The sequence below is a fragment of the Pseudomonas sp. PVC-5-1 genome (assembly GCF_057444345.1).
Window position 1 is genome coordinate 3,467,292 of sequence record NZ_CM172024.1, and the last position, 11,546, is coordinate 3,478,837.

9 protein-coding genes are annotated in these 11,546 nt (G+C 65.9%); 1 reads left to right on the forward strand and 8 read right to left on the reverse strand.

Annotation, left to right across the window (positions count from 1 at the left end):
• Positions 1 to 213: 213 nt before the first annotated feature.
• From AC2T3R_RS15650 to AC2T3R_RS15670, 5 genes are all read right to left on the reverse strand, one after another.
• Positions 214 to 1,620 (reverse strand): amino acid permease, encoded by a 1,407-nt coding sequence (locus AC2T3R_RS15650; RefSeq protein WP_367245567.1) that lies wholly within the window; start codon positions 1,618 to 1,620, stop codon positions 214 to 216.
• Positions 1,621 to 1,837: 217 nt separating this feature from the next.
• Positions 1,838 to 4,090 carry an ATP-binding protein gene (locus tag AC2T3R_RS15655; protein WP_486743898.1) on the reverse strand — a complete coding sequence of 751 codons (2,253 nt, stop codon included), beginning with the start codon at positions 4,088 to 4,090 and terminating at the stop codon, positions 1,838 to 1,840.
• Positions 4,087 to 4,863 carry a substrate-binding periplasmic protein gene (locus AC2T3R_RS15660; RefSeq protein WP_486743899.1) on the reverse strand — a complete coding sequence of 259 codons (777 nt, stop codon included), beginning with the start codon at positions 4,861 to 4,863 and terminating at the stop codon, positions 4,087 to 4,089. The genes AC2T3R_RS15655 and AC2T3R_RS15660 overlap by 4 nt, the downstream gene beginning before the upstream one ends.
• Positions 4,860 to 5,576, reverse strand: coding sequence for a response regulator (locus AC2T3R_RS15665; protein ID WP_486743900.1), 717 nt, complete (start codon positions 5,574 to 5,576; stop codon positions 4,860 to 4,862). The genes AC2T3R_RS15660 and AC2T3R_RS15665 overlap by 4 nt, the downstream gene beginning before the upstream one ends.
• Positions 5,577 to 5,651: 75 nt before the next feature.
• Positions 5,652 to 6,296, reverse strand: a complete 645-nt coding sequence (locus AC2T3R_RS15670) for a TetR family transcriptional regulator C-terminal domain-containing protein (protein ID WP_015270774.1) — start codon at positions 6,294 to 6,296, stop codon at positions 5,652 to 5,654.
• A gap of 102 nt (positions 6,297 to 6,398) precedes the next feature.
• Between AC2T3R_RS15670 and AC2T3R_RS15675 the strand changes: the two genes are divergently transcribed.
• Positions 6,399 to 7,145, forward strand: coding sequence for an enoyl-CoA hydratase (locus tag AC2T3R_RS15675; RefSeq protein ID WP_280168017.1), 747 nt, complete (start codon positions 6,399 to 6,401; stop codon positions 7,143 to 7,145).
• 200 nt (positions 7,146 to 7,345) lie between these two features.
• On the opposite strand, the gene AC2T3R_RS15680 is transcribed toward AC2T3R_RS15675, so the two are convergent.
• From AC2T3R_RS15680 to AC2T3R_RS15690, 3 genes are read right to left on the reverse strand one after another with little or no spacing between them, the layout of a single operon-like run.
• Positions 7,346 to 8,401: a lipocalin-like domain-containing protein gene (locus AC2T3R_RS15680; protein WP_367245570.1), complete on the reverse strand. Its 1,056-nt coding sequence runs from the start codon at positions 8,399 to 8,401 to the stop codon at positions 7,346 to 7,348.
• Entirely contained in the window at positions 8,391 to 10,853 is a 2,463-nt protein-coding gene (locus AC2T3R_RS15685) for an ABC transporter permease (RefSeq protein ID WP_486743901.1), read from the reverse strand. Before AC2T3R_RS15685 ends, AC2T3R_RS15680 begins: the two co-directional genes overlap by 11 nt.
• Positions 10,850 to 11,518 carry an ABC transporter ATP-binding protein gene (locus tag AC2T3R_RS15690; protein WP_013973089.1) on the reverse strand — a complete coding sequence of 223 codons (669 nt, stop codon included), beginning with the start codon at positions 11,516 to 11,518 and terminating at the stop codon, positions 10,850 to 10,852. The genes AC2T3R_RS15685 and AC2T3R_RS15690 overlap by 4 nt, the downstream gene beginning before the upstream one ends.
• Between the last annotated feature and the right edge of the window lie 28 nt (positions 11,519 to 11,546).

Here is an 11,546-nt window from a genome sequence, read left to right on the forward strand (position 1 = left end):
TATTCGTTGGGTCAAGGTTGAGATAGGAGGTGGTTGTTACAACTTTGTACAACTGACGGATTGCTGGGGGCGCTTTGCGCCCCATCGCGACACAAGGCCGCTCCTACAGGGGAATCGCGCATAGGACCGGCCTCGCGCGATCTCTTGTAGGAGCGGCCTTGTGTCGCGATGGGCCGCACAGCGGCCCCGGCAATCTTCAGCCCAACACCCGAATCAAACCCCTGGCACGCTCGGCTCGAAAGCCCCCTGCCGACGGCGGTTGACGAAGAAGTACGCCGCGTAGCACAGGGCAATGAAGCCAAAGCCCCAGTACAACGACGGCCGCTGGGTTTCATCCAGCGCCAGGAACACGAACAGCGAGCTGCACAGGGTGATGCACAGCAGCGGCACCAGCGGGTACAGCGGCGCCTTGTACTTCAGGTCCTGCAGTTGCCCACCTTCACGCAGGTAGACCTTGCGGAAGCGGTACTGCGCCAGGGCGATGACGATCCAGGTCACGGTGCCGGACATGCCACTCACCGCCATCAACACCATGAACAGGGTGTCGGCGGCAATGAAACTGGTCATCAGCGAGATCAGCGCAAAGCACAAGGTGATGCTCAGCGCCCGCAACGGCACGCCACGCTTGCTCAGCGGCGACAGGCTTTTCGGCGCCATGCCGCTCTTCGACATGGCCCAGAGGATGCGCGTGGAAGCATAAAGCCCGGAGTTGCCCACCGAGAGGATGGCGGTGAGGATGACGAAGTTCATCAGGTCGGCGGCAAAGGGAATACCCACCATGTCGAACACCTGCACGAACGGGCTTTCCATCAGCCCGGCCTGCTCGAACGGCACGATGGCCGAGAGCACGGCAATCGCCAGCACGTAGAAGATCAGCACACGGAACACCACGTTGCGCACGGCCCGCGGGATGCTCTTTTCCGGGTGCTCGGTCTCGCCGGCCGCCACCCCCATGATTTCACAGCCCTGGAAGGCATAGACCACGGTCATCATCACCGCGAACACCGCCGACAGGCCATGGGGGAACAGCGACTCGCCCACCAGGTTGTCCAGCATCGGTGCCGGCGCCCCGCTGCTCAGCGGGATGGCGCCGAAGATCACCAGCAGGCCGATGATGATGAAGCCGAGGATGGTCGCCACCTTGATCCCCGAGAACCAGTATTCCGCCTCGCCGAAGGCTCGGGTGGCCAGGGCGTTGAGGCCGAACAGCACGACCACGAACAGCGCCGACCAATACCAGATCGGCACCTCCGGGAACCAGCGGGTCATCAGCATGCCGGCGGCGGTGAACTCCAGGCCCACGGTGGTGGCCCAGCTCATCCAGTACACCCAGCCGATCATGAAGCCGGTGGCCGGGCCGATGAACTTGGTGGCGTGGGCCTGGAACGAACCGGACACCGGCATCTGCACCGACAGCTCGCCTAGGCAGACCATCACCAGGTACATCAGCAAACCCGCGACCAGGTAGGCCAGGATCGCGCCTATCGGGCCACCCTGGTTGATGGTTACGCCCGAGCCCATGAACAGCCCGGTGCCGATCACCCCGCCCAGCGACAGCATGAAGATGTGCCGGCTTTTCAGCGCGCGGGTGAGCTGGATCTTTTCGCGGTTGTCAGTCATGGCGCACCTCGCCTTTGCGGCCGGTGCCAGGCCGCGCGGGGGTGCCGCACGATGTGTTGGGAAGGAGGGGCTGAGCGCTACGGCATGTCATTATTCTTGTCTCCAATAAGCCTCATGGACCGCGTGCAACACGGTTGCCTTGGATTATTGGAAACGGATGTAAGGTGCCGTTGAACGAACGGATCGAAGATGTAAAAAGTCGTAAGGTTTTTGTACGTCAGCTCTGGATCAACTGTTCCAGGGTGGCGCGGGCCTGGGCAAGCTCGGTGGCCAGCGGCTCGCCGAGCGCTTTCAATGCCTGTTCGTCATGCTGCCGGGCAGCGTCCTCAAGGCGACGCAACAGCGCAGCCAGCCCAGAAAAGCCCAGGGAATCGCAACTGCCGGCCAGGCGGTGGGCCAGGTGCAGCACTTCGGTAAAGTCCTGGGCCGGCAGCGCCTCGGCCAACGCCGTGGCGTGCTGCTCCAGCGACTGGCGCAGCACCTTCAACAGGCCTTGCAGCTTCTGTTCACCCAGCAGAGAGCGATGGGTGTCCAGCAATGACCAGTCCATTGTCGCGTCGACGCCAGCCACTTCAGCCGGCGCCGCTTCGGCCAGCGCCTGGCGCAGGTTGTCCAGCCGCAGGGGCTTGGCCAGCACTCCCTGCATGCCGGCATCCAGGTAGCCTGGGACTTGCCCCGGCTGCACGCCAGCCGTCAGTGCCAGGACCCGGCTATGGCGGTTCGGCCCGGGCGTGGCACGCAGTTGCCGGCACAGCTCCACCCCGCTCATGCCGGGCAGATGCACGTCGAGCAGGATCAGGTCGAAGCGCCGCTGTGCGCAGGCCTGCAAGGCTTGCACGGCGTCTTCTGCAAAGCTCACCCGGTGGCCATCGCGCAGCAGCAAACCGCCGGCCACCTCGCGGTTCAGTGCCACGTCTTCGACCACCAAGATGTCCAGGCTGGCCATGGGCGACGGGGCTGGTGAACTGGCCAGCACTGGCTGCCCGCGGGCCACGTCGAGCTCGAACCAGAAGCGACTGCCCTGCCCTTGCACGCTGTCCAGGCCAATACAGCCCCCCAGTTTTTCCACCAGGTGCTTGCAGATCGCCAGGCCCAGGCCGGTGCCGCCGTAGCGCCGGGCCACCGCCTCGCTGGCCTGGACGAAGCGGTCGAAGACCCTGGCCTGCACAGCCGGCTCGATGCCGATGCCATTGTCGCTAACCGACACCCGCAGGCGCTGCGAGCCCTGGTCACTGGCCAGTACCTGCACCGCAAGCCGCACTTGCCCCTGTTCGGTGAACTTGATGGCATTGGCCAGCAGGTTGCTGAGCACCTGGCGCAGGTACTGTTCGGCACCGTGCTGGTAATCGGCCAATTGCTCGTCGATATCCAGCTGCAGGGTGTCGCCATTGTCCCGGGCCATGGGTTCGAGCAGCGCCAGCACTTCCTGGCACAACTGGCGTAGCGAAAAACCGACCAGCTCGGCGCGGCTCTCGCCCTCCTCGAGCCGGGCGAAATACAGCACCTCGTTGAGAATCGCCAGCAACCCCTCGCCGGCCTTGTACAAGGCCTCAACGCGCTGGCGGTCGGCCGCCTCCAGCCGGCCGCCGCGCAGCAGCTCGGCCATGCCGAGAATGCCGTTGAGTGGTGTACGCAGCTCATGGCTCATGGTCGCCAGGAAGCGTGACTTGGCCAGGTTGGCGGCTTCGGCCTCGTCCTTGGCCCGGGCCAGGCTGGCGGTACGCCGCTCGACCATGGCCTGCAGTTCGTCGCGCTTGTCCTGCAGCGCCAGGCGGTCGCGCTCGCGGCGTTCGATGTCACTGAGGATGGCGCGGCGCATGTCATCCAGGGCATTGGCCACGGTGTCGATCTCGTCCGGGCGCGTTGACGGGCGGCGCCCCAGGCGCAACGGTTCCTGCCACTGGCCGGCGCCAATACGCCGGGCGAACTCGGCCATCACTTGCAGGTGGCGGGTGACCAGGCGGTAGAACAGCCCCGACAGCGCCACCGCCAGGCCGCAGAGGAACACGCCCATCCACAGCAGGCTGGCAAGGCCCGTGGCATACAGCCGCCGGTGCACCGCGCCCAGGTCGATGCTCACTTCCAGCTCGCCCAGGTGCCTGGCCGGCCCCGAGGGCGGCTGGTAATCAAGGGCGAAGCGTTCGATGCGCAGCGGCCCCTTGGGCTCGGCGACGCCGCGCAGCATCTGGAAATCGTCACTGACCAGACGCACCCGGGCGACATCGGAAAAGTCCACCAGGCCGCGCAGTTGTGTATCGAGCTGTGCCTCGTCCAGGTCCCACAGGCTGCGCTCCAGGCTGGCCAGGTAACCGGCGCGGATCAGCGCCATGCGCGCCTCGATATCGCGCATCTCGCGGCGGTATTCGAAGTACAGCTGCACCGAGCTGGCCAGCACGGTAAAGCACAGGCTGAACAGCAGGATGAACAGCAGCAGGCGGCGCAGCAAGCCATCGGTGCGCAGGCGGATCATCGGGAGTCCGCCGGCAGGTTGACCATGTCGCGGTAGATCACTTCGCTCTGCTCCAGCCAGCGCTCGATCTCGCCCGCCTGGTTCATGCGCAGCAACTGCGCGTCTATTTCGTCCATATGCTGGCTCAAGGGCGATTGCCGTGATATCGCGACGCGCAGGTAGTCCACGCTCAGGGCCGTGGGCAATACGCGGATGTCCTGCGCCCCGGGCAGGTGTTCGATGAACAGCTGGCCAGTGCGCCGCTCCTGGATCACGTAGTCGATGCGCCCACGGATCAGCTTGCCGAAGTTCTGCTGGCTGGACGAAACCCGTTCGATGTTCTGGTGGCGGGCGACGAAGCGGTCGAAGTCGGCGCCGTAGCTTTCGCCGTACAGCAGGCCGCCGCGGTAACTGGCCAGGTCTTCCAGGCGCTGGAACTGCACCGGCCGCAGGCGGTTGTAGAACACCGCCACTTCCTCGCGCACCACCGGCACCGTGGAAAAGCGCATGCGTTGGTCACGCTGGTCGCTGTTGTAGGCCAGCACCACGTCCACCCGCCCGGCGGCGGCGTCCATCAGGCAGCGCTTCCAGTTGCCCAGCACTACGGTCTGCACCTGGTAGCCCATGCGCGCGAACAGCTCTCGTACCACGGTGGGGGCCAGGCCACGCACCTGGTGGCCGTCACTCCAGGAAATCGGCGGGTACACCGGGTAGTCGCAATAGCGCACCGGCTGCTTTGCACTGGCTTGCACGGCGAACAATGCCAAGGCCAGCACCCAGGCGCTGCGGGTCATGCCGCCACGCTGGCGGTGAACAGGTAGCCGGTGCCGTGGATGGTGATGATCAGCTGGGGCTCGGCCGGGTCGTCGTGCAGCTTGCGCCGCAGGCGGCCGACCAGCACGTCGATGGAGCGGTCGTTGGGCACCCACTCGCGGTTGCGGATCTGGTCCATCAACTGGTCGCGGCTGAGGGTGTGGCCGCTGTTGCGCAGGAACACGCTGAGCAACTGGAACTCGCCATGGGTCAGCAGGGTTTGCCCGCCACGGGCGTCGATCAGGCGCCGGCGGTCGGTGTCCAGCGCCCAGTCGGCGAACTGCTTCAGCGATTGCGCGCAGGCCGGCGTCGGGTGCACCTCGCGGGCATGGCGCACGCGGCGGATCAGGTTCTTGGCGCGGGATACCAGTTCGCGGGGATTGAGCGGCTTGATCACGTAGTCGTCGGCGCCGCATTCCAGGCCGACGATACGGTCGATGTCGTCGTTGCGGCCGGTGATGAGGATGATGCCGACCTCCGAACGTACCCGCAGCTCACGGGTCAGGGTGAGGCCGTCCTTGCCGGGCAGGCGGATGTCCAGCAGCACCAGGTCGACATCCTGGCTGCCGAGCAGTGCTTCGGCCTTTTCCGCGGTGTCGGCGCAGTGCACGTTATAGCCTTCCTGGGACAGATAGGCCTGCAGCAAGTCACGAATAAGCGGATCGTCATCGACGATCAATACCCGAGGCGTCATTGCGTGTCGTCTCTTTTTTTTATTGGTTTGTTCTACACACTCGCGACAGCAGCCTACTCGTTACTGAACAGGCGATCAACAGCCCTCCGGCAGGCTGAAGCGACGCCGGCCACCGGCCTGCAGGCCATCGACCCAGGCCTCGCAGATCAGCACGCCCTGCTCGGGGGTGAAGGTACCGGGGTTGAGCCCCGACTCCAGCCACAGGCCATCGAGCAAGGCGCTCAGGCTGATGGCCGCCAGGTCGGCATCGAAGCCCTGCCAGCCCTCCTCCCCGGCCAGCGTGGCCAGCAGCCCGCTCAGTTCATTGCGGTATTCGCCATAGGAATGGTCATGCACCTGGTTGATCGCATCGGCGGTCTTCACCGCGCCCCAGAACGCCAGCCAGGCGTCGAGCAACTGCGGGTCGAGCAGCTCGGCGCAGAACGAGGCACGGAAGAACGCCGACAGCCGCTCGCGAGCATTGGGCGCGGCCTGGGCCATGGCCTCGCGCAGCAGGCCCATCACCCGACCGGTGACTGCCATGTAGGCTTCGGCCACCAGCTCATCCTTGCCGGCATAGTGATGGCTGATCAATCCGACCGAAACCCCGGCTTCTGCTGAAATCTTGCGGATCGACGCACCCTGAAAGCCATGGCGCTTGAGGCATACCAAGGTCGCCTCGACCAGGTTGGCTTTGCGCAATTCCGGCAGCATGCGGTGGTAGCGGGCTTCCTGGTTCATCGGCGGCTCTCGGGCTAGGGGCTGGACTGAACGACTGTACAACAAGCCGGACTGCGTGATAAACCCTTGGCACCCATGCCCACAACAACAAAAGCGGCTGCCATGAACGACCTGATCACACGTGACCTGGACCAGGGCCTGCTGACCCTGTCCTTCAACCGCCCCGACAAGCTCAATGCCTTGAACACCGCCATGTACCAACAGCTGGGCGACCTGCTGCTGGCGGCAGGTGAAGACCCTGATGTCGAAGCCATCATCATCACCGGTGGGCCGCAGTGCTTTACCGCCGGCAATGACTTGCGCGACTTCCTCGACAACCCGCCTGCCGACCTGGACAGCCCAGTGTTCCGCCTGATGCGGGTGGTGATGGGCCTGGACAAACCACTGATTGCCGCGGTCAGTGGCGCGGCGATCGGCATCGGTGCCACCTTGCTGTTGCATTGCGACCAGGTGCTGGTCAGCCGTACGACCAAGTTGCGCATCCCTTTCGCGCCGTTGGGCGTGTGCCCGGAGTTTGGTTCCAGCCTGCTGCTGCCGCGTTTGCTTGGCCATGCCCGGGCGGCTCGCCTGCTGCTGGCAAACGAGTTGCTCGACGGTGAACGGATGGTGGCCTGGGGGCTGGCCAATGAACTGCATGAAGACGGTGAACAGTGCCTTGCAGCTGCCCGGCGCCTGGCGCGGCAGCTGCAAGGTTACCCGCAGGCGGCGCTGCGCATCAGCAAGCGGCTGCTCAAGGACGGCCAGCGGGCCGAGCTTGAGGCGACAGTGGCGCGGGAGGCCCGGTTGTTCATCGAATGCTTGCGCACTGAAGAAGCGCGAGCGGTGTTGCGAGGGTTGATCAAAGATTGAAAACCTGGGGCCGCGTTGCGGCCCATCGCCGGCAAGCCAGCTCCCACCTCGACTGCATCGACCTCAAGCCTTGTGCAGTACCTGTGCGAGCAACTGTCTTGCTCAAATTCTAAAAGTTGGCGCGATTCCCTGTAGGAGCGGCCTTGTGTCGCGAAAGGGCTGCAAAGCAGCCCCAGAAAAACTCAGAAACCCCAGGATTGCTAATAGCCGGTCATCTCCAGATACCCACGCCCACCCGCACTCCCGGTCAAGCGCACCGGCCCCTCCCAGTACGGGAACCGTGTCTCCATCCAGGCCTGCGATTCCACAGCCTCGACCTGCACATCCACGCCATGCTCCGGCACCTGCACCCGCCATCGCGTCGGCACCTGCTTGCCGTTCTTCTGCCGAGCCCAGGCCAGCGCCTGCAGCTGGATCTGCGCACCCTGCAGCACCACCACTTCACCCTGCGGGCCGACCCAGGTCCCGGCGCGATACGCCTCCCCCTGCACCTCGCGCACCTGAAACAGCATCAGCCTGGCGCCACTGTCCAGGTGCAGGGAAAACCAGTCCCAACCCGTCTGCCCGGCAGCAAGCGGCTGGCTGCTCCATTCCCGGTCCAGCCAGGCCTGGCCGGTGACGGCAATGCACTGGCCGTCACGCTGCACCTCCCCACTCACCCGATAGAACGGCTGACTGTAATAGTACGAAGCCTGCCCCTTGCCGGACTTCTCGCTGTAGCCCTGGTCCCCGTGCAGCACCAAGGGCCGATCGCTGTGCAGTTGCAGGTCGTAGCGAAAGCCGTCACCACCGGCGACCATTTGCAGATGCTCGATGCCACTGCTGCCCTGCAACGACCAGTCATTGATCCACGCCCGGAACGGCTGGGCTTGCACGCCAGCCTGGCCGATACCCCCGCGCGCCAAGGTTTCGCCAGACCGATGCCCCCCGGGACCGGTCAGCGCCGCATGCCCCATCCACAGGTTCGGGCTGTTCCAGCCGGCAGTCTCGGGGCCTGGGCGCAGGGCCGAGCGAAACAGCGTCCACTGCGCGCCCCAGTCCCGCCCCTGGAAGTCCTGGAGGTTGGCGGTGACATACCACCATTCGATGCGAAAGCCATCGTGGGCCCCATGGTCACGCGGAAATTCCAGGCGATGGCCGCGCTGTACCTGGCTGAACTCACCCGCCTGCTGCCCGAGCCCGGCATAGCTTTGCTCGGCGGGCTGATCACAGCCGCCCAGCAACCCACACAGCAACAGCCAGGCGCTACGCTTCATCGGCAAACGGCCTCAACAGTTCGCGCGGCTGGCGACGCGCCAGCTGCCACAAGGGCCACGCGCTGGCCAACAGGCTGGTAAGCATGCCCAGCAGTGCCAGGTGCAGCAGTTGCGCAGGGAACACGTAGAGCGGTAAACGCCAGCCGAATGCCTGCACGTTCACCACCGCGACCAGGCACCAGGCCAGCAGGATGCCCAGCGGGATCGCCAGCAGCACGGTAAGGCTGCTCAACAGCAATGTCTGCCCGAGGCTCAGCCACACCAGATGCGTGCGCCGCACACCCAGTGCCCACAGCGGCGCCAGCTGGCCCAGGCGGGTGTGGCCCAAGGTCAGCAGGTTGATGAACAGCGCCACGCCTGCCACGCCAAGGGTAAGGCTGTTGAGCGCGGCGGTGGCGGCGAAGGTGCGGTTGAACACGTCGGTCGACCAGCGTTTGAGACGCGCCTGCTCGACCACACGGCTGTCGTCCAGGGCGAAGCGCTGTTGCAATGCAGCCTCGAGCGCCGACGCTTGATCGCCCACCAGATCGACACTCAACCCGGTCAGGGTTGCCTGTGGCCAATGCCCGCGCAGCCAGCCGGCATTGACCAGCATGTGCCCTTTGGGGTTGCCGTAATCGGCATAGATGCCCACAACGCTCAGGGCTGGCGAAGTGTCTGCGGGCAGCCTCAGGCGATCACCCAGCTGCAGCTTCAGTCGCCTGGCCAACTGTTCACTGAGCATCACGGCCTGCCCGGCGGCCAGTTGTTGCCAGGCCTGCTTTTGCTGCGCCAGCAATGGCCAGCGAGTGCGATAGACGGGATGATCGACGATGCCCTGGAGCTGCACCGGCCAGCCCTGCAGCTGTGTTTCCACACGCCAGCCGGGCAACACCACACTCACCGAAGGTTGCTGCCCAAGCCACTCGGCTATCTGCAAGCCCTGGGCGGTGTCCCTTGGGGTGACATACAGGTCGGCGGACAGGCGCAGGTCAAGCCAGCCGACAAAGGTCTTGCGAAAGCCCTCGGTCATGCTGCCCACGCCGACACTGGCGGCCAGCGCCAGCAGCAGTGCCATCAACGCCAGGCTCAGGGCCGGCAATTGCTGGCGGCTGTCGGCGACGAACCATTGCGACAAAGGCCGCCGGCAATGGCGCGCCAGCCAGGCCAGCACCCGGTCGAGCAAGGCCGGCAGCAGCAGCGCCGCTGCCAGCAGCAAGCCTGCCAGCAGGCCGAACGCGCTGGGCAGGCTGTCGCCCAGCACGCCACAGCCCAGGGCCAGCAAAAGCAACAGGCCGGCCACCAGGGCCTGGCGCCGCAACCAAGGCCCCTGGGCCAACCGCCATGCCTGAGGTTGCGCCAGCGCCAGCAACGGCAACCGCGCCGCACGCAGTACACTGCCCAAACCCGCCAACAGCGCCCCCAGCACGCTCACCAGCACGCCCATCAGCCACCACCCTGCGGGCAGGCTCAGCGCCCCGGCGACCTGGGCGCCATACAGCCCGCGCAAGCTGGCGGCCACATCGGGCAGCAGCCACGCGGCCAGCCCGTAACCACTGGCCACGCCGGCCAGACCGCCCAGCACCGCGAACAGCCCCAGCTCCAGCACCAAGGCGCACAGCAGGGTTTGCAGGCTGATGCCACAGGCACGCAGGTTGCGAATCAGGCCGCGCCGCTGTTCCAGTGCCAAACCGATTGCGGCATGGGCAATGAACAGGCCGACGACAAACGCCAGCAAGCCAAGGGCGGTCAGGTTCAGGTGGAAGCTGTCGGTCAGCCGCTGCAAGCCGCCATCGTCCTGACGGGGTTGCAGCTCAAGGTAAGGCGCGATGTCCGCCGGCAACGGCCCCGGCGTAGCAGCCACCAGCAGGCGCGACAACTGCCCGGGTGCATGCAGCAACGCCTGGGCATGGCCGATATCCACCACGATCACCCCCGGGGCCAGCGCTGGCTGCAGAACCAACGGCGGCAGCAGCTGCCCTTCGCTGTCGCGTGCTGAGGCCCCGGGGCCAGCATGCAGCTGGCGCAAGGTGTCTGGCCCGACCCAGGCTTGCCCGGGCATGCCGACAAAGGCCTGCAGATCGAACGTTCCGGGCTGCACACCGGCGATGCTGCTGGCCGGCGGCAGGCTCAACGGCTCGATGCCGATCAACCGTACGCTGCGCGCCGGCTCACCAGCAAAGCGCAAGCGCCCCTCCAGTACCGGCGTCACCACCCAGCCCAGCCTGCGCAACTGCACGTACAGTGCCTGGTCGAAGCGCTCGCCACGGCGCGGCACCAGTTGCGCCTGCAACGGCCCGGCCAGCACCGCGCTGGCGCGGGCATAGTCGCTGCGTGCCTGGCTGTTCAGCGCCTGCACGCCGGTCCACAGCGCCGTGGCCAGCCACAGGCCGGTGAAGATGCTGAAAAACTGCACGCGATGGCGCCGCCAGTGGCTGAGCAGCGCGAGCAGGGCCAGCGATAGCAGCCTCATCCGCCCTGCTCGGGCCGCACGCGGCCGGCCTGCAGGTAACAACGCTGCTGCAAGCGCGCCGCCAGCCGCGGGCTGTGCGTCACCATCAGCACCCCACTGCCAGCCTCGGCGACCAATTGCAACAGCAGGCTCAACACCTCATCGCTGCTGGTTTCATCGAGGCTGCCGGTGGGTTCGTCGGCCAGCAACCAGGCCGGGCGCCCGGCCAGGGCGCGGCCGATGGCGACCCGCTGTTGCTGGCCGCCAGACAATTGCTCCGGGTAACGCGCCAGCAAATCCGCCAAACCCAGGCGCTGCGCCAGGTAGGCCAGCCAATCGGGATCATGCCGACCGGCCAGCCGGGCCTGGAACGCAAGATTGGCCCCCACGTCCAGGCTGCTGATCAGGTTGTACTGCTGGAACACCAGGCCGATGCCCTCCCGCCGCCACAACGCCAGCGACGCCTCGGAACGGCTGTCGAGCGGGGTGTCGTCGATCAGGATGCGGCCACTGTCGGCACGGTCAAGGCCGGCCACCAGGTGCAGCAACGTACTCTTTCCGCTACCCGACTCGCCCATCAGCGCCAGGCTGCTGCCGCGCGCCAGGCGCAGGTCGACACCCTGCAGCACCGGAAGCGGGCCTTGGGGAGTGGGGAATGATTTGTGGAGGTTTTCGATGACCAGCATCGACGGGCCTTGGTGGGTTCAAGTGTCT